At 70.1% G+C, this 17,701-nt stretch carries 20 protein-coding genes; 12 read left to right on the forward strand and 8 right to left on the reverse strand.

Going from position 1 to position 17,701, the window contains the following annotated elements; genetic code table 11:
* Positions 1–4: 4 nt before the first annotated feature.
* Complete coding sequence (gene thiO, locus AB0E69_RS36780; protein WP_360157402.1) at positions 5–1,144, reverse strand: glycine oxidase ThiO; 1,140 nt, start codon at positions 1,142–1,144, stop codon at positions 5–7.
* Positions 1,145–1,195: 51 nt separating this feature from the next.
* Between thiO and thiE the strand changes: the two genes are divergently transcribed.
* From thiE to AB0E69_RS36795, 3 genes are read left to right on the forward strand one after another with little or no spacing between them, the layout of a single operon-like run.
* Positions 1,196–1,825, forward strand: a complete 630-nt coding sequence (gene thiE / locus AB0E69_RS36785; protein WP_360157405.1) for a thiamine phosphate synthase — start codon at positions 1,196–1,198, stop codon at positions 1,823–1,825.
* A complete protein-coding gene (locus AB0E69_RS36790; protein ID WP_360157408.1) occupies positions 1,822–2,241 on the forward strand; it encodes a ribonuclease in 420 nt (139 codons plus the stop codon). Before thiE ends, AB0E69_RS36790 begins: the two co-directional genes overlap by 4 nt.
* Entirely contained in the window at positions 2,238–2,672 is a 435-nt protein-coding gene (locus AB0E69_RS36795; RefSeq protein ID WP_360157411.1) for a barstar family protein, read from the forward strand. The genes AB0E69_RS36790 and AB0E69_RS36795 overlap by 4 nt, the downstream gene beginning before the upstream one ends.
* Here the strand turns inward: AB0E69_RS36795 and AB0E69_RS36800 are convergent.
* Positions 2,655–2,990, reverse strand: a complete 336-nt coding sequence (locus AB0E69_RS36800; protein WP_360157414.1) for a DUF4180 domain-containing protein — start codon at positions 2,988–2,990, stop codon at positions 2,655–2,657. The genes AB0E69_RS36795 and AB0E69_RS36800 overlap by 18 nt on opposite strands.
* 76 nt (positions 2,991–3,066) lie before the next feature.
* On the opposite strand from AB0E69_RS36800, the gene AB0E69_RS36805 reads away from it, so the two are divergent.
* On the forward strand, positions 3,067–3,489 hold the full coding sequence (locus tag AB0E69_RS36805; protein ID WP_360157417.1) for a helix-turn-helix domain-containing protein: 423 nt from the start codon (positions 3,067–3,069) through the stop codon (positions 3,487–3,489).
* A 351-nt stretch (positions 3,490–3,840) separates the two neighbouring features.
* Here AB0E69_RS36805 and AB0E69_RS36810 read toward each other — a convergent pair whose 3' ends face one another.
* Positions 3,841–4,896 carry a polyprenyl synthetase family protein gene (locus AB0E69_RS36810; protein WP_360157420.1) on the reverse strand — a complete coding sequence of 352 codons (1,056 nt, stop codon included), beginning with the start codon at positions 4,894–4,896 and terminating at the stop codon, positions 3,841–3,843.
* Between the two features lie 57 nt (positions 4,897–4,953).
* Here AB0E69_RS36810 and metF point away from each other — a divergent pair, with 57 nt between their 5' ends.
* Both metF and AB0E69_RS36820 read left to right on the forward strand, forming a co-directional pair.
* Complete coding sequence (gene metF / locus AB0E69_RS36815) at positions 4,954–5,871, forward strand: methylenetetrahydrofolate reductase [NAD(P)H] (RefSeq protein WP_360157423.1); 918 nt, start codon at positions 4,954–4,956, stop codon at positions 5,869–5,871.
* A 4-nt stretch (positions 5,872–5,875) separates the two neighbouring features.
* Positions 5,876–6,406: a histidine phosphatase family protein gene (locus AB0E69_RS36820; RefSeq protein WP_360157426.1), complete on the forward strand. Its 531-nt coding sequence runs from the start codon at positions 5,876–5,878 to the stop codon at positions 6,404–6,406.
* Here the strand turns inward: AB0E69_RS36820 and AB0E69_RS36825 are convergent.
* From AB0E69_RS36825 to AB0E69_RS36835, 3 genes are all read right to left on the reverse strand, one after another.
* Positions 6,403–8,619, reverse strand: a complete 2,217-nt coding sequence (locus tag AB0E69_RS36825; RefSeq protein WP_360157429.1) for a UvrD-helicase domain-containing protein — start codon at positions 8,617–8,619, stop codon at positions 6,403–6,405. The genes AB0E69_RS36820 and AB0E69_RS36825 overlap by 4 nt on opposite strands.
* Before the next feature lie 93 nt (positions 8,620–8,712).
* The gene (locus tag AB0E69_RS36830) at positions 8,713–10,029 is read right to left on the reverse strand and encodes an FAD-dependent oxidoreductase (protein ID WP_360157432.1); all 1,317 of its coding nucleotides are present in this window, start codon (positions 10,027–10,029) and stop codon (positions 8,713–8,715) included.
* Positions 10,029–10,640 carry a DUF4126 domain-containing protein gene (locus AB0E69_RS36835; protein WP_360157435.1) on the reverse strand — a complete coding sequence of 204 codons (612 nt, stop codon included), beginning with the start codon at positions 10,638–10,640 and terminating at the stop codon, positions 10,029–10,031. Before AB0E69_RS36835 ends, AB0E69_RS36830 begins: the two co-directional genes overlap by 1 nt.
* A gap of 171 nt (positions 10,641–10,811) precedes the next feature.
* Between AB0E69_RS36835 and AB0E69_RS36840 the strand changes: the two genes are divergently transcribed.
* A complete protein-coding gene (locus tag AB0E69_RS36840) occupies positions 10,812–12,743 on the forward strand; it encodes an N-acetylmuramoyl-L-alanine amidase (RefSeq protein WP_360157439.1) in 1,932 nt (643 codons plus the stop codon).
* Between the two features lie 50 nt (positions 12,744–12,793).
* Here AB0E69_RS36840 and AB0E69_RS36845 read toward each other — a convergent pair whose 3' ends face one another.
* The gene (locus tag AB0E69_RS36845; RefSeq protein ID WP_360157442.1) at positions 12,794–13,264 is read right to left on the reverse strand and encodes a YbaK/EbsC family protein; all 471 of its coding nucleotides are present in this window, start codon (positions 13,262–13,264) and stop codon (positions 12,794–12,796) included.
* A gap of 22 nt (positions 13,265–13,286) precedes the next feature.
* Positions 13,287–13,847 (reverse strand): DM13 domain-containing protein, encoded by a 561-nt coding sequence (locus AB0E69_RS36850; RefSeq protein ID WP_360157445.1) that lies wholly within the window; start codon positions 13,845–13,847, stop codon positions 13,287–13,289.
* A 343-nt stretch (positions 13,848–14,190) separates the two neighbouring features.
* Between AB0E69_RS36850 and AB0E69_RS36855 the strand changes: the two genes are divergently transcribed.
* From AB0E69_RS36855 to AB0E69_RS36875, 5 genes are all read left to right on the forward strand, one after another.
* Positions 14,191–14,727, forward strand: a complete 537-nt coding sequence (locus AB0E69_RS36855) for a DUF6504 family protein (RefSeq protein ID WP_360157448.1) — start codon at positions 14,191–14,193, stop codon at positions 14,725–14,727.
* Complete coding sequence (locus tag AB0E69_RS36860; protein WP_360157451.1) at positions 14,724–15,197, forward strand: SAV_6107 family HEPN domain-containing protein; 474 nt, start codon at positions 14,724–14,726, stop codon at positions 15,195–15,197. The genes AB0E69_RS36855 and AB0E69_RS36860 overlap by 4 nt, the downstream gene beginning before the upstream one ends.
* Before the next feature lie 52 nt (positions 15,198–15,249).
* Positions 15,250–15,504: a hypothetical protein gene (locus AB0E69_RS36865; RefSeq protein WP_360157454.1), complete on the forward strand. Its 255-nt coding sequence runs from the start codon at positions 15,250–15,252 to the stop codon at positions 15,502–15,504.
* 67 nt (positions 15,505–15,571) lie between these two features.
* Positions 15,572–16,783 (forward strand): DUF480 domain-containing protein, encoded by a 1,212-nt coding sequence (locus AB0E69_RS36870; RefSeq protein WP_360157457.1) that lies wholly within the window; start codon positions 15,572–15,574, stop codon positions 16,781–16,783.
* Positions 16,784–16,867: 84 nt separating this feature from the next.
* On the forward strand, positions 16,868–17,614 hold the full coding sequence (locus AB0E69_RS36875) for a methyltransferase domain-containing protein (RefSeq protein ID WP_360157464.1): 747 nt from the start codon (positions 16,868–16,870) through the stop codon (positions 17,612–17,614).
* The last annotated feature ends 87 nt before the right edge of the window (positions 17,615–17,701 follow it).

Genomic DNA, 17,701 nt, shown 5'->3' on the forward strand with positions numbered 1-17,701 from the left:
CCGATCAGTGTGTGAATCGGTTCGCGAGAAAGGGTTTGCCGAGGTCTGGCAGCGTTCCGGTGCGCACGGTGTCGGCCAGCAGTTGCGCGGTGACCGGGGTCAGCAGCACGCCGTTCCGGTAGTGGCCGGTTGCCCAGAGCAACCGATCGAGCCCGGAGGGTCCGAGTACCGGTGCGTTGTCCGGCGTGGCCGGCCGGAGCCCGGCGATCGACTCGACCAGCTCGAGCTCGTCAGTGATCGGCAAGACGGTCCGGGCGTCGCGGAGAAGCGCGAACACGCCACCCGCGAGCACCCTGGTGTCGTATCCGAGCTCACTCGTGGTAGCGCCCACCACGAGCTCGCCACCGGGTCGTGGGACCAGGTAGACCGAGAAGCCACGAGCTGTCGCCCGCACGGTGTGGCGCAGTGCGGGCCGGTAGACCTCTGGCACCCGCAGTCGCAGTACTTCGCCCTTCACCGGCCGCACCGGTGGCCGCAGCTCGTCCGGTACGCCGTCGAGCTGCGACGACCACGGCCCGGTCGCAGCGATGACGTGATCCGCGTGCACGGTGTCGCCGTTGGCCAGTTGTACGCCGAGAGCCGTCGTACCTCGGGTGATCACTCGGGTGACGCGTTCTCTGATCAGCTGAACGCCGGAGAGGTCGACTGCGCGGAGCAGAGTGGAGACAGCCTGCCGGTTGTCGACCGAGTGGTCGCCGGGGACCCAGACGCCACCGGACACACCAGTGGCGAGCAGTGGCTCGCGGCGGCGGGCCTCGCGACCGGACAGCTCCTCGACCTCGAGCCCGAGCCTGCGCTGGTAGTCAGCGAGCCGGCGCAGGGCAGCGGCGTCGTCCACGTCGTACGCGACGGACAGGGTGCCGGTCCGGTGCAAGCCGGCGGAGAGGCCGGTCAGCTCCTCCAGCTCGGCAGCGAAGGAGGGCCAGGCGTCGTTGCTGGCCAGGTTGAGGGCGAGCAGGTCGTCCTCGCCGTACTCCACCTCGGTGACCGGGGCGAGCATGCCGGCCGCCACATTGGAGGTCTGGCCGCCGGGTGTCGGGTCACATACGGTCACCTGGATACCGTCTGCGGCGAGCCGCCAGGCGGTTGCCAGCCCGATCAGCCCCGCGCCGATCACCACGACATCGGACGTGTGCTCAGGCATGCGGCCAGCCTAAGGCCGGGCGCGCAGTGCGGTCATGGCAGGCTGTGGGGTGTGACTGACCTGGCAAACGCCCGCCTGTACCTGTGCACGGACGCACGGGAGAAGCAGGGCGACCTCGAGCAGTTCCTGGACGCCGCGCTGTCCGGTGGCGTCGACATCGTGCAGCTGCGGCAGAAGGAGATGGAAGCCGCCGACGAGCTGGCCGCGCTGGAGGTGTTCGCGGACGCCTGCAAGCGGCACGGCAAACTGCTGGCGGTGAACGATCGCGCGGACATCGCGTTCGCCGCGGGTGCCGATGTACTGCACCTGGGGCAGCGTGACCTGCCGGTGCACGCGGCCCGCGGCATCATCGGCCCGGAGCCGGTCGTCGGCCGGTCGACGCACAGCTTCAGCCAGGTGAACGCGGCGGTCGAGGAGATCGGCTCGGACTACTTCTGCGTCGGGCCGACCTGGGCAACGCCGACGAAGCCGGGGCGGCCGGCGGCCGGGCTGGAGCTGGTCTCGTACGCCGCGAGCCGGCAGCAGCCGAAGCCGTGGTTCGCGATCGGTGGCATCGACCTCGACCGGCTGGACGAGGTGATGGAGGCCGGGGCGACGCGGGTGGTCGTCGTACGGGCGATCACCGAAGCCGATGACCCGCAGGCGGCTGCGGCCGAGTTCAGCCGGCGGCTGCTGCAGTGAACAACCAGAAGACCGTGCGGATCGTCGCGGTCGTGGTGATCGCGATGCTGGTGATCACCCTGGCGGCGTCGCTGTTCGGCTGCAGTGCGACGAAGACCTCCGGCGATGTCGACCCGGCCAGCGGCCTGAAGCTGGTCGCCGTCGCGGACCTGCCCAAGGAGGCGCAGGACACGCTGCGGCTGATCGACCAGGGCGGGCCGTACCCGTACAGCCGCGACGGGGTGGTGTTCGGCAACCTGGAGAAGATCCTGCCGAAGCACGACCGTGGGTACTACCACGAGTACACCGTGCGGACGCCGGGCGAGAAGGACCGTGGTGCCCGCCGGATCGTGACCGGCAACGGTGGTGAGCGTTATTACACGGACGACCACTACAAGTCCTTCCGCCGGGTCGCGGAGGACGGGGGAACTTCATGAGTAGCTTGCGCGCGCTGCTGTCGGCCGGCCTGCGCCCTGGTGTCTACCGGTGGCCATCGGACGCTCCGGTGGCCGACGTACGGCAGGACGTCGAGGCAGCCGGGTGGGGGTTCGTGCTGCTCGACACCAGCGAGGTGCACGACAAGACCGGGTTCCTGGACCTCTGTGCGACGGCCTTCGACCTGCCGCGGTGGTTCGGCCGGAACTGGGACGCGCTGGCCGATTCACTCAGCGACAGGTCGACCGGGGAGCCGGAGATCGTGCTGTGGACCGGTCTGCAGCACCTGCTCGAGCACGACCACGACACTGTCGACGTGGCGCTGCAGATCTTCACCGAGGACACCACGAACTCCGGTCAGCTCCGGGTGCTGCTGTATGAGCCGCCGGATGCCGACACGCCTGATCTGCTGAGCTCACTGCCCGTTCTGTAGGCGGGCGTCGAGGGCTTCCAGGTCGTCGACGAACCACAGGTTGCGGCCGCGGTTGCTCTCGCGAACCCAGTCGGCGAGGGACTGGCTCTCGGCTGTGCGCCCGGAGATGTCACCGACCACGGCGAGACCCATCCGGTAGTCCACGAACTTCTGCGCGATGGCGCCGGCCCGTCCGGTCCGCAGCTCGAAGAACTCGTCGCCCAGCTGGTCCGGGGTGAACGCGATCCACTCCGCCGCGTGGCCGTAGTACGCATCGACGATGAGCTGGACGACCTCGCGCTCGTCGGTGAGGGGGCTGTCGCTGACGTAGACCTTCATGTGCTTCAAAATACCCTAAGTACCGCTGTATCGCGATTTATAGGGAATTCTAAGGAACATGCCGTAGTCTTGGCTGGTGGCCCAAGAGCTGTACTCGGTCGAGCAGGTCGCGAACCGCCTCGGCCTGCACGTCCGCACGATCCGTAACTACGTCCGCGACGGGCGGCTGCAAGCAGTCCGGATCGGCAAGCAGTACCGCATCACCCGCGAGGCCCTCGAAGCCTTCACCGGCACCCCCACCGCGTCCCTCGACGTCGACGAGTCCACCCGCCACGTGGAGACCTCCAGCATCGTCCACATCGACGCCATCACCCGCCCCGAGGCCGACCGCATCACCACCCACGTACACGGCTCCCTGAACCACCCCGAAGCCGGCCGCCTCCGAGTAGAAACCATCTACGACGAAGACCGAGCCGTCCTAAAAATCATCATCGTCGGCGACCTGTCCCCCACCGCAGAACTCCTCCGCCTCATCAACCTCATGACCACCCCGGAGTAATCCCACCGCCAGAGGATGCACCGGTCGTGCAGCAGGTTGCAGACCCATGGGGCCGATCAGGCCGGACGCCAGGCCCGCCTCGATCCAGCGCGACTCGGCTTGAACGCTGGTCCGCTTGGGAGAGCGTCCGTTTGGTCGGTTCGTGTCCGGGCAAGCAGGTGGGTCCGGTCGTCGCGGGTGATTCGCCGCACTTGGCTGAGCTGCCAAAGCGAGAAACAGTCGGCTTTCACCCGCGGGCGCCAGCCCGCAGCTCGCCGGCGGCAGCCGGCAACTGGGGTGGGTGGGAGCTCGTGAAGCAGGTGCGTTGAGGAGCGGAGCGACGAAGAGCGCCTGCGTAGCGTGCGTGGGGGCTTACACGGAGCGGGAAGTGGCTGCGATGGCCAGATCAGTCAGGGATTTTTGGGTGGTGTCGTCGGCCAGGGGGGTTTGGTGGAGGGCGGTGAGGGCGGCTTCGGTGCGGTGGGTGATGAGAGTTTCGCAGGACTGGACGGCGCCGGTGGAGATGAGGATTTCGCGGAGGAGCTGGATTTGCGGGTCGGTCAGGTCGGGGCGCCCGAAGAGGTGGTTGAACTCGGCTAGTTGGACCGGCGTCGCATTGGCAACCGCATAGGCGACCAGCACGGTGCGCTTTCCCTCGCGCAGGTCGTCCCCGGCGGGCTTGCCGGTGACCGCCGGATCGCCGAAGACACCCAGCAGGTCATCCCGAAGCTGGAAGGCCTCGCCGATCGGCTGGCCGTACGCCGACAACCCGGCGATCAACTCGTCCGAGCCGCCGGCGAGTGCGGCGCCCACGTGGAGCGGACGCTCGACGGTGTACGTCGCCGACTTGTATCGCAGTACCCGCAGCGCCAGGTCCATGTCCGACTCGCCGCTCGCCTGCGCCACCAGGTCGAGGTACTGCCCGGCGGTCACCTCGACCCGCACCGCGTCGAAGTACTTCTCCGCCCGCGCCAGCGCCGCCGCGTCGAACCCGGACGTGTGCAGCAACTCGTCCGCCCAGATCAGACAGAGATCACCGAGCAGGATCGCCGCACCCACCCCGAACCGCTCGGCATCCCCAGTGGACCGAGCCCGCTGCAGCGCCTCGAAGCGTCGGTGGGCGGCCGGTGCACCCCGGCGTACGTCGGAGGAGTCCATCACGTCGTCGTGCACGAGCGCGCTGACATGCAGCATCTCCAGGCTCGCCGCAGCCGGCAGGATCGGCAGCGCCGGATCACCACCCGCGGCCCGGAAACCCCAATAGCAGAAGGACGGACGCAGCCGCTTGCCCCCACTGGTCGCGTCCCGCGCGGCCAGCACCACCTCGGCCAGCTCGGGCCCCAGCGCCCCCAGCCGCTGCTCCTGACGATCCAGGAACGCGGTCAGCGCCCGCTGGACCTCGGCCGGAATGTCGACATCGCCATACACGTCTCGGAGCGTAGTCGGTGGGCAGACGGCCGCGGACACCCCGGGTAACCTGTCGGCATGGCGAACGGTCTTCCCTCGACGCGGCCCAGCGGTACGCCGACGATCCGCGAGCTGCTCGCGGCCGGGAACCGGTCGTTCTCGTTCGAGTTCTTCCCACCGAAGACCCCGGAGGCCGAGGAGGTGCTCTGGCGGTCGATCCGCGAGATCGAGCAGCTCCGGCCGACCTTCGTCTCGATCACGTACGGCGCCGGCGGCACCACCCGCGACGGCACCATCCGGGTCACCGAACGCGTCGCCCAGGACACCTCGCTGACCCCGCTCGGCCACCTCACCTGCGTCGCCCACTCGCGCGACGAGCTGCGGTCGGTGATCGGCGCGTACGCCGGTGCCGGTGTCCGCAACATGCTCGCGCTCCGCGGGGACCCACCCGGCGGTCCGAACCAGCCGTGGGTCGCGCACCCCGAGGGCCTCAACCACGCCGTCGAGCTGGTCGAGCTGATCCGCGAGTTGGGCGACTTCTGCGTCGGCGTCGCCGCGTTCCCGGACAAGCACCCGGAGGCGGTGTCGCTCGAGGCCGACGCCCAGGTGCTCGCCGCGAAGGCCCAGGCCGGCGCCGACTACGCGATCACCCAGATGTTCTTCGGCGCGGACGACTACTTCCGCCTGGTCGACCGGGCCGACCAGCTCGGCTGCGACATGCCGGTGCTGCCCGGCATCATGCCGGTCACCAACATCAAGCAGATCCAGCGGATGGCGGAGCTGACCGGCATGGCCCTGCCGACGGCCGTCACGGACCGGTTGCTCGCTGTCGAGGACGAGCCGGCCGCGGTCCGTGAGGTCGGCATCGAGATCGCCACCGAGCTGTGCGAGACCCTGCTGGCGGGTGGCGCGCCGGGCATCCACTTCATCACCCTGAACAGGTCGACCGCGACCCGGCAGGTGTTCCGCAACCTCCAGGGCGCCAACGTATCCTGACCCAATGGCTGACCCGTCGGACCTGCTGATCGACCGCACGCTCGTCCTGCTCCGGCACGCGAAGGCCGTGCCGCCGGAGACGATGCCCGACCTCGAGCGACCGCTGGCCGACCGTGGCCGCGCCGACGCCGGTGCGGCCGGCCGCTACCTCGTTGCCCAGGGCATCGAACCGGACCTGGTCCTGTGCTCGCCGTCGAAGCGCACCCGCGAGACCTGGAAGTACGTCGCCGACGCCGGCGTCTCCGCCGGTGACGTCTGGTACGACAAGCGGATCTACAACGCCGACACCGACGGCCTGCTCGACGTCGTCCACGACGTCCCGACCGAGGCCCGCACGGTGGTCATGGTCGGCCACGCTCCGGGCATCCCATGGCTCGCCGACGAGCTCGCCCTGGACGGCACCAGCCCGGAGCGCCTCGAGCTCACCCAGAAGTACCCGACCACCGGCCTCGCCGTCCTCCACCTCACCTGCCGCTGGGCCGACCTCAGCGCCAACGAGGCCGACCTCGTGTCGTACGTCGTACCCCGCAGCTAGTCCTGCGGCGCGGGCAGCCAGTGGGTGGTGCTGTTCACCGTGATCATCCGCTGGGTCGCCCGGGTCAGAGCGACATACAGCGCGCGCACACCGCCAAGTGTGTCGCTGACGATCCGGTCCGGTTCGACCACCACGACCGCGTCGTACTCGAGGCCCTTGGAGTCCAAGGGGCTCACGGCAACGACCCGTGGGTCGCCCAGCTCGGCCAGCACCGGCTCCACGACGGGCCGCAGCTTTGGCGGCACGATGACACCGACGGTGCCCTCGACCAGCTGCAGCAGCTCGGCTGCCGCGTCAGCTGCCGCCTCCGACACCTTGCCGGCGTCGAAGACCCGGTGCTCCGGCTCGACCCCGGTGCTGCGTACGGCGTTGGGAAGGTCGGCGTCCGGGATGCTCTGCCGGATCACCTCACCGGCGAACGCGTAGATCTCCGCCGAGTTCCGGTAGTTGGTCGACAGCCGGAACGAGTGCCGCTGCAGGTGCGACAGCATCGAGTCCATCGCGGCGCGGGCCTCGTCCGGGTCCGGCCACGAGCTCTGCGCGGGGTCGCCGACGATCGTCCAGCTCGCCTGCGGCCCGCGTCGGGTGACCATCCGCCACTGCATGGGGGATAGGTCCTGGGCCTCGTCCACGAGCACGTGCGCGTACTCCTCGGGCTCGTCCGCCTCCCGCGCGGCCGCGGCCCGGGCCCGGCGCTCGGAGCTGGTCAGCACCTCGTTGACGCCGTCGCTCATGCCCTCGAGCCAGTCGAACTCGTCGTCCTTGGCCTCGTTCACCGGCGGCCGGCCGAGGAACGTGCCCAGCTCGTCCAGCAGCGCGACATCGGCGATGGTGAACTCGTCCGTACTGCGGATCGCAGCGGCCAGCGCGTCGATCTCGGCCGGGGTCAGGTCGTTGCGTGCCCAGCGCTGCAGCCGCCGAGGGTCACCGAGCCACCGCAGCACCGCCTCTGGGGTCAGCATCGGCCACCACTGGCTGAAGAACGTCCGGAACGCCTGCGTGTCGCCGATGCGGTCGCCGAACGCCTCCCGGTCGCCCAGCGGCCCGTTGCGCAGGTCCTCCGGGAACCGCTGCCACAGGGCGGCGATCAGGCCCTTGCGCGCCTCGGCAGCCGCCCTGTTACGGGCGGTGCGGCGCAGGGCGTTCCGCCGTACGTTGTCCAGCTGGTTGGCGTCGAGCTCGACGGTTGCACCGCCGATGAAGATCCGCAGGGTGGTGGGTGCGTTCGGCACCCGGTCACGAGCAGCCCTGCCGAGAATCCCGCGCATCCGCAGCGAGCCCTTGACGGCGGCCGCCGCGGCGTCGTCGACCGCAGTGGCTTTCACGCCGTCGACCAGCTCACCCACAGCGCGCAGCGACACCGTGTTCTCGCCCAGGCTGGGCAGGACGCGCTCGATGTAGGCCATGAAGGCGGCAGACGGGCCAACGACCAGTACGCCGCCACGCTCGAAGCGCCGCCGGTCGCTGTAGAGCAGGTACGCCGCTCGGTGCAGCGCGACGACTGTCTTACCCGTGCCCGGACCGCCACCGATGACGGTGACGCCACGGGCTGGGGAGCGGATCGCCTCGTCCTGCTCGGCCTGGATGGTGGCGACGATGTCGCGCATCGTGTGTCCACGAGCCCGGGACAGCGACGCCATCAGCGCGCCCTCACCCATCACCGGCAGGTCCTCCGGCGCTCGCTCCGGCGCCAGCAGGTCGTCCTCGAGGCCGACGATCCGGGGGCCCTTGTTCCGCAGGACGCGGCGCCGGACCACCTTCTGCCGATCGGTCGCGGTGGCGCGGTAGAACGGCTCGGCCGCGGGCGCGCGCCAGTCGATCACCAGCGGCTCGTACTCCGCGTCGCGGACGCCGATCCGGCCGACGTAGAGCTTCTCCAGCTCGCTCGCCGTGGGTGCGGCCGGCTGGTCGTCGCCACGGTCCGAGTCGAGACGGCCGAAGACCAGGCCCTCGTGCTCGGCGTCCAGCTCCGCGATCCGGCGGGCGGCGGCGAACACCAGGACGTCGCGCTCGTACAGCCCGGTCTGCTCCTCCTCGCGGACCCGGCCGACGTTCTGCGCCTGGGCCCGCTGGTGGCCTTCGACCGCGATCCGCGACGCCGACCGGGCAGCCTCCTCGACCCGGTCGTACACCCGGTCGACGTGGTGTTGCTCAGCCGCCAGCTCCGCCCGCTCGACATTCTCGTGATCGGCCGACGTTGGGGTTTGATCCACCGAGGTCCTCTCTACCGCCGGGCATCCGTCCCCGACACAGAACACAGGAACAACCAATCTTAGTTCGCTCCCGTGTCCAACCGAACCTCGGTCTCAGGCCTTCCCGATGGCATCGGCCACGATCGCTGCTCCGAGGGTGGTGGCGGGGACGCCGGAGCCCGGGTGCGCGCCCGCGCCGACGCAGTACAGCCCCTTGACCGGAGACACGTTCGTGGCCCGGCGGCGGGCGGTCCGGTACCCCTCCCAGGCCACTCCGGCCCACCACGAGGGGGAGGTCTGCCGGGAGACGACCTTGTCCCGGATGTGCAGGCCACGGGCGACCAAGAGGTCCAGCACGTCATCGGTGGGGTAGCCGTGGACCAGCACGGACCACGCCTGGTGTCCGGCCGGTGCTGTACCACTCTTCCGGATGACAACAGTGGGCGTGCCGTGCAGGACAGTCTCGAAGGGGAGTGCCGGCACCGGGTCCTTGAGCCCCAGGTGTACGACGTACGCCGCCTGGGCCTGGTGGGTCGACAGGACCCTCTTCTTTGCCTTCTTTGCCTTCTTGGCCGCTGGGTCGTTGACGAGCCGCTCGTAGAGGTCGCGAGGGTCGATGTCGCTCACGACGATGTCAGCAGCCAGCTCAGTGCCGTCAGCGAGCCGTACGCCGGTCACAGCGCCGTTTGCTGTGGAGACTGCGACCACCTCGGCCCAGGTGCGCACGGAGATCTTCCGTTCGCTCGCTCGCTGGACCAGTGCGTCGGCCAGTGCACCGAAGCCGCCTTGGATCGTCCAGCGGCCGAACGTGCGCTCCAGGTAGGACCAGACGCCGACGTACCCCGGCGTGAGGCTCGCCTCGGAGCCGCCTTGGGCTGCGAAGTGCCGCAGCACCGCGCGGGCCCGCTCGTCGGTCAGCTCGCGCTGCGCGACCTTCTCCAGCGACTGCCACGGCTTGAGGGCCCGGATGGTCGCGATCGGCAGCTTGGGCTCGAGCGGTGGCTCCAGTGACGTCTTGCGGAGGAGCTGCCAGGTGTCGCCGTACCCGTCGACCAGTCTGGTCCACTGCTCGGCGACCCGCTCGTCGGCCAGGTCGGTCCAGGCCTCTTGCTGAGCACCGCGGTCACTGACGGGCAGGTCGAGCACGGAGCCGTCGCTGAACATGTGGCGGCGTGGCTCGGTCACCGGCTCCAGTTGGACCAGACTCTCGATCGGACGGCCGCTTTTGCGGAATAGGTCGCGCAGCGCGGCCGGCAGCGTCGTACTGGCCGCTCCGGCGTCCCAGGTGAACCCGTCGGCGTCGATCCGCCCGAGCACTCCGCCCAGATGCTCGTCCCGCTCGCAGATGGTGACCTCGTGACCCAGCTTGGCCAACCGCACCGCACTGGCCAGGCCGGCCAGTCCCGCCCCGACCACAACTACCTTCGCCATCAGGCTGCGCTACCTCCAGGAGCAGGGGTACTGCGTCGCTCTCGCCACGCCTTGAACCGTCGATAGCCGCGTCTGATCGCCCGGAACGCGAAGTACACGCCGAGCAGACCGAGCAACAGCAGCACCGCGGCGATGATGAGCGCCGCGGTCGGGTGGAACGCGGCCAGCGAGACCACCCCGGCGACCGCGACGTCCTCACCGGACGACGCGGCGATGTTCGTGACCGGTTCGGGGGAGGTGTTGATCGCGAGCCGCAGACTCGCCTTCACCGCGTGCGAGAGCAGCGCGACCAGACCGCCGGTGGTGGCGATGATCGCCTGGTGCAGGGTGCTCGCCTGCCCGGACATCATCGCGGCCAGAATGGCCCCGATCGTCGGCCGGATCACCGTCGAGATCGCGTCCCAGGCCGAGTCGATGTAGGGGATCTTGTCCGCGACGAACTCGAATGCGAACAGAACACCGGCTGCGATCAGCACCGGGGTCGTGGTCAGCGCGTGCGGTACGTCGCCGGCGCCCGCGAACCGGCCGAGCAGACCGAGAATCAGCACGCAGGCATAGGCATTGACGCCACTGGCCCAGCCCGTCGTGACCGCCAACGGGAACGCTTCCATCGTCGTGCTCCGTAACCCTCAGTCGCCGTGCCGCGCACGCACGATTTCGTCAACATCGAACCTATCGACCTGAGTTTTGGTTAACCGTTGACATCCGGGTTGCCTCGACTCATTGTGACTAGGCTGCCAGTCTGTGTGACCGGCACCCGCCCACGGGTTCAGGAGAACATCATGCTGCGTCGTCCGAAGATTCTTGCCGCACTGGCTGCGGTAGCGCTGCCGGTCGCCCTGACCGGCGTGTCGTCCGGTGGTCCACCCGCCCTCGCTGCTCCGCCGCCCGCGCCGGCGGCCGGCCCCACCGCCGCCGCCTCGGCGTTCCAGGCGGCCGCGGCGAAGTACGGCGTCCCCGAGTCGGTCCTGCTGGCGGTCTCGTACGCCGAGTCCCGCTGGGACGACCACGGTGGTACGCCGAGCACGTCGGGCGGTTACGGCCCGATGCACCTCACCGCTCTCGGCGCCGCCGAGGTTGCCGACCTGTCCGGGAAGCAGAAGGTCGCGTCCGCCGAGTCGCTGCAGACGCTGAACAAGGCGTCCCAGCTGACCGGTATCGACGCCACCGCGCTGCGCACCGACACCACGTCCAACATCAATGGTGGCGCCGCGGTGCTGGCGGCGTACCAGCGCTCGCTCGGCCTGCCGGTCGGTGCCAGCACCTCGCCCGCGCAGTGGTACGGCGCTGTCGCGTCGTACGCCGAGGCCGGTGACCGGGTCGGCGCGGCCGGGTTCGCCGACGACGTCTACTCGATCCTGGCGAAGGGCGCTGCCCGCACCACCAACACCGGCCAGCGGATCGTGATGCCGGCGCTCGCCGTGAAGCCGGACAAGGCGCAGGTGAACAAGCTCGCGCTGCCGGCCGGCGTCCAGCCGTCGACGTCGGACGTGGAGTGCCCGGCGTCGCTCGGCTGCGAGTGGCTGCCGGCGCCGTACTCGACCTTCGGTACGGCCGGGGACTACGGCAACCACGACCTCGCCGACCGGCCGAAGACCGGCAAGATCGACTACATCGTCATCCACGACACCGAGGGCACCTGGCAGGGCGTGCTGAACCTGGTGCAGGACCCGACGTACGTGAGCTGGCAGTACACGATGCGGTCGTCGGACGGGCACACCTGGCAGCACGTCAAGGCCAAGGACGTCGCCTGGCAGGCCGGCAACTGGTACGTGAACATGCACAGCATCGGGATCGAGCACGAGGGCTTCGCACCGCAGGGCGCGACCTGGTTCACCGAGGCGCTGTACCGCAACTCGGCCAAGCTGGTCCGCTACCTGGCCGCGAAGAACCACATCCCGCTGGACCGCGGCCACATCATCGGCCACGACCAGGTGCCGGGCACGGTGCCGTCCACGGTCCGCGGCATGCACTGGGACCCGGGACCCTACTGGGACTGGGAGCACTACTTCGACCTGCTCGGCGCACCGATCTACGGGCACAAGATCTTCCCGGTCAAGACCGGTTCGATCGTGACGATCAAGCCGGGCTTCGCCGGCAACGTCCAGGTGGTCAGCAACTGCGACGCACCGGGTACGCAGTGCGCGCCGCAGGGCACCAACTTCGTCTACCTGCGGCAGGCGCCGGACGACAACGCCGCCCTGGTCAAGGACATCGGCCTGCACCCGGACGGGTCCGACGGCACCACTGTCGTGTCCGACATGGGCTCCCGGGCCGCGGCGGGTTCGCAGTACGTCGTGGGGCAGCGGCAGGGTGACTGGGTCGCCGTCTGGTACCTGGGTGCGCTCGGCTGGTTCAAGAGCCCGGCGTCGTCGCCGGTCGCGTTCGCCAAGCCGGGTCTCGTGGTGAAGCCGAAGGCGGGTCTCACCTCGGTGCCGGTGTACGGACGGGCCTACCCGGAGCAGGCGGCGTACCCGGCCGGTATCCCGTACCAGACCGTTACACCGCTGCAGTACTCGATCGGTGCGGGACAGGCCTACCCGGTCAGCGACGCGAACATCGAGACGGACTACTACCGGGCCGTGACGTTCGACGGCGTACCGCCGACCGATCACGTCCAGGTGCTCGGCAAGGACCGCTACTACCAGATCTGGTTCGGCCACCGGATGGCCTACGTCCGCGCCGCGGACGTGGACATCCGCCCGGCCTTCTAGACGCTGTAAGTACTGCGACGAAGCCCCGTCCGTTGTGGACGGGGCTTCGTTCAGTTCACGGTGATCGGGGTGCCGTTGGTGAGGCCGAGCAGCTCGGCGTAGGTGGTCGGGAAGACAGAGTGTGGGATGCCGGCGGCGGCCCATACGACGTCGTACTGCTCCAGCGCTGTGTCGACGTACGTCGGCACCTGGCCGGGGTGGCCGACCGGGGCGACGCCGCCGATCGACTGACCGGTGTGCTCCTTGACGAACTCCGGCGTCGCGCGCTTGAGCTTGCTGATGCCCAGCTCGGCGGCGACCTTCGCGGTGTCGACTCGATGCGCGCCGGAGGTCAGGATCAGCACCGGTACGCCGTCGCCGTCGAAGATCAGGCTGTTCGCGATCGCGCCGACCGGACAGCCGAGCTCTGCCGCGGCGGCCGCAGCGGTCGGTACCGCCTCGTCCAGGATGACGATCTCGCCGGTCGCGCCGGCCTCCTGCAGGGCGTCGGCGACCTTCTGCACATTGGGATGACTGCTCACCCCGACGAGCTTAGGCGGCCTGTCACGCGGGTTTCAGCTCGGCGGCACCGAACGAGACGTTGAACCGGTCGCACCAGATCGTCACGCTGCGGAAGGCGTCCAGCCGCACGTCGGCGGGGATCGGGTAGTTCTGGTTGCCGTGGTTGCCCTTCAGGCTGCCCAGGCTGCGGTAGGCGCCGTCGTCGAAGACGTGCCAGCCCTGCCTGCCGGAGGTGACGGCGGCGTCACTCAGCCAGACCTTGAGGTCCGGTCCGTCGGAGGTGGCGAGGTTCTCCAGCCGGAGCACCCTCGTGCCGTCCGGCAGGGCAAGGATCCGCACGCTGCCTTCGGTCCGGTGTTCGTGCGTGATCAGCTGTCCGGTCAGCAGCACCCGGGGTCCGGTCTTGACAGCGAGCGGTGATTGTGGGCGCTCGACGGAAATTGTCGGTGGCGTCGTCGAGGATGCCGTTGTGGGGATCGGAGCAGTGCCAGGGAGTGCCTCGTCGACGACCTCGTCGGTGACGAGCTTCCACGGCTGGAAGAGCGGCAGCGCGACTGCTGCCACCACCACCGCCGTGGCGATTGCCGCTGCCCGCTTCCGCATGCTCGGTCCCTCCGTCGTGGATTCGGCCCTGGGGCTTCCAGTCTGGCCGGTGCCGCGGTCGCGTGGCGGCGCGCGGGGCTTACGGGCCGTTGACGACTGTCGGCGGGCAGGGATACGCTTCAGGTGTTCGAACAGATGTTCGATTGCTTCGGATCCGGTTTCGTCGGGAGACCGGGCCGGCAGGCGTCGGGCAGCTGGACGGCTCCGGTGCGGAGTTGCGGCCGCATCGGTTACCGGTGGTCCCGGCGGGCCTGGTCCCGGGGTGGTCCTCGACCCCCACTCCGGACCGGCCCGTCGGGACTCCGACCTGGGGCAGTGCGACGTGATCAGGAGGCGATGGAGCATGTGGGAGTTCGACGACGCCGTCGAGGTGCACACGGTGGCCGTGGACGGCATCGACACCCCCGACCAGTTCCTCTGGCGCGGCCGCCTGTGGCGGGTGTGCTCGATCGAGTCGCAGTGGACCGAGACCGCGGTCTGGTGGGAGCGCGGCATCATCGGCACCGGCCAGACCATCGACCCCCGCGCCGGCTCCGGGTCCGACGCTCGCCCCGCGAGCGACGGTCGCCCAGAGCACTGGAGTCACGCGGCCCGCGCACACCTCAGCGGCCTGGCGACCACCCGGTCCCGCGCCGCGGCGCACGCCGCGCTCGCCCCCAGCGTCACCGGCGAGCGTTGTACGGCGGGGAGCGAGCCGGCTCCTCGTGGACTGAGCAGCACGCCGGCGGCCGTCGGTGTGCTGGACGCGGACTGGGGACCCCAGCGGTCCGTGTACCGCGTCGAGGCGGGCTGCGGGCGGCACGGCCGCCAGGAGCTGTTCGACCTCGCGTACGACCCCGACTCCCACCGCTGGCAACTCGAAAGGGTGACAGACCGATGACCGTTTCACCGGTTTCCCCGGCAGCGGCCGGTGCGGCGAGCCGAGAGCTGTCGCGGGCCCGGTCCGCGCTGGCCGAGGCGGCCGAGACGAGCGACCACCTGCTCCGCTACTCGAGCGCCCACGTCGCGGCGCTCCGGGTCGCGGCTGCCGTGCTCGCCGTCCGGGCTCGGCCGGTGCGCTCGCCGCGCGGCCGCCGGATCCAGCGCAACGCCTGGGTGCTCCTCGCCGACGTCGCGCCGGAGTTCGGCGAGTGGGCCACGTTCTTCGCCGCCGGTGCCGCGCAGCGCGCCGCCGCCGAGGCCGGCCTCGAGCGTGCCGTCAGCACGCGCGAGGCCGACGACCTGATCCGCGCCGTCGAGACCTTCTACGACCAGGTGGAGGCGAGTCTCCGGCTCACCACTACCCCGGTCCTGACCGCCACCACCGATCCACAGTCCGTCCTCACCCAATCCTGGATGCAGGCCAGCTGAACCCACCCTTCTGGGGGTATCCCGACATGAACCAACCACTTCGAGGTCCGGCATGAGCGCGCTCGAGCGAGGCCAGGGCAAAGACCTCTGCGGTCGCGTCCACGGCACCACCGGCGCCGAGTGCTACCTGCCGGACACCCACTTCCCCCGCCCACACCAATCGCTGAACGGCCTGTCCTGGCACGACGGCCTCTGCACGACCTGCGCCGGCGGCGGCACCCACCACTCCGCCCTCTGCCCGACCTGCAACGGCACCGGCTTCGAGCCCGTCGACCTCACCGACCCCACCACCTACCAACCTCGCTGACTCACCCGATGGCCCCTCGTGACCCCACCTGGGCCCGGGTGGGCCGGTGAGGTTCTAGGGTTTTCCTGTGAGTGGGCTTCCTGTGCTTGGGGTTGAGGAACAGCGGGTGGTCGGAAGTCTGCTGGAAAAGCAGACGACCGTGCCGGCGTCGTACCCGTTGACGGCCAACGCGTTGCGGACGGCCTGTAACCAGACGAGTAACCGGGAACCGGTGGTCGACTATGACCAGGGGACGGTGGAGAAGGTCGCGCGCGAGCTGCGCGACCGCGGCCTGCTGCGGATCGTCTGGGCCGACACCGGCCGCCGGACGCTGAAGTACCACCAGACCCTGGACGAGACGCTCGAGCTCGCGAACGACGAGCGCGCGCTGATCACCGTGCTGCTGCTCCGCGGTGCGCAAGCGCCGGGGGAGTTGCGGTCGCGGACCGAGCGGCTGCACAAGTTCGAGGACCGCGAGGAGGTCGAGGCCTGCCTGCGACGGATGGCGGAGCGGCCCGAGCCGCTGGTGCGCGAGCTCGAGCGCCGCGCCGGACAGCACGACCGCCGCTGGGTTCATCTCCTCGGACCGGTCCCGGAACAGGAGGAAGCCGCCCCGGTGGAGGCGGTCGACCGGGACACGGTGATCGCCGACGGTGGCGAGGCGCGAGACGCTCGGGTGCGTTCGTCGTACGACGCTGTCGCCGCGTCTTATGCGGATCAGCTGGCTGATGAGCTCGACGGCCTGCCGTTCGAGAGGTGGCTGCTGGACAGGGTGGTCGAGCACGCGGCCGGCGGTCCGGTCGTCGAGGTCGGCTCGGGTCCGGGCCACGTGACGGCGTACCTGGGGGAGCACGGGGTCGATGCCACCGGCATCGACTTCTCTCCGTTGATGGTGGACGAGGCGCGACGGCGCTTCCCTGACCACAACTACGAGGTCGGCGACCTGCGGCGCCTCGGCCGGCCACCGGCGAGCTCCGGATGGACCGCGGTCCTGGCTTGGTACTCGCTCATCCACCTGGCCATTTCCGAGCTGCCCGAGGCGATCGCGTCGCTCTCCCGCCCGCTCGACCCGGGCGGCTGGCTGGTGATCGCGCTGCACGCCGGTGCCGAGGTGCGGCACGTCGAGGAGTTCTTCGGGCACCAGGTCGACCTGCACACGGTTCTCCACGACCCGATGCAGGTCATCGCGATCGCTGAGTCCGCCGGCCTCACCGACGTCGAGTGGTACCTCCGCGGCCCGATCGAGGCCCGCGGCGAGACCACCCGCCGCCTGTACGTCATCGCCCGTACGCCTGCCTGACTCCGACGCTCGGACCGGCCGCCGACCCGATGGAAGTAGGGTGTGGCGCGGTGGGGCGGGTGCTTGGGGAACGTTGGAGGGTTGATGGTGGATCGGCGGCGTCGGGGTGTGCGGACCGCGTTGGTGGGTGAGGCGCTGCGGGTTGCGCTGGCCGGCCGGGCGCGGGTTGATCCGGGGGCCGGGCTGGACATCGTCGACCTCGGCGGCGGGACCGGTGGGTTCGCCGTACCGCTCGCGGTGGAAGGGCATCGGGTGACGGTCGTCGACCCGAGCCCGGACGCGCTGGCGTCGCTGGAGCGGCGGGCGCGGGACGAAGGTGTCAGCGAGCTGGTCCGTGGTGTCCAGGGCGACGCGGGTGAGCTTCCCGGGCTGGCGGGCGAGTCGAGTGCGGACGCGGTCCTCTGCCACGGCGTGCTCGAGGTCGTGGACGACCCGGTGCAGGCGCTGCAGGCGATGGGCTCGGTACTGCGGGAGGGCGGCGTGCTGAGCCTCCTGGTTGCCCAGCGCAACGCGGTGGTGCTGGCACGCGCGCTGGCCGGTCACCTGGCCGAGGCGCGGATCGCCCTGCAGGATCCGCACGGGCGCTGGGGCGCGACCGATCCGATGCCGCGGCGGTTCGACGAGGCCGGGATCACGGCGCAGCTCGCCGACGCCGGGTTCATGGTGCACACCGTGCACGGCGTACGGACGTTCGCCGATCTCGTCCCGTCCGCGTTCGTGGACTCCGAGCCGGGGGCGGCTGACTCGCTGGCCGAGCTCGAGCGCGCCGCCAGTCAACACCCGGCGTTCCGGGCGCTGGCCACCCAGCTGCACATCCTCGCCACCCGCTGACCTTGCCCGAACGGGCAGGTGGCGTGGGTCACAGCCTGAGATGCAGTGACGGGCTGTGACGGTTCGGGTCGCCAGCGACGTTTGCTG

The sequence above is a fragment of the Kribbella sp. NPDC026611 genome (genome assembly GCF_040638345.1).
Taxonomy (GTDB): Bacteria; Actinomycetota; Actinomycetes; order Propionibacteriales; family Kribbellaceae; genus Kribbella.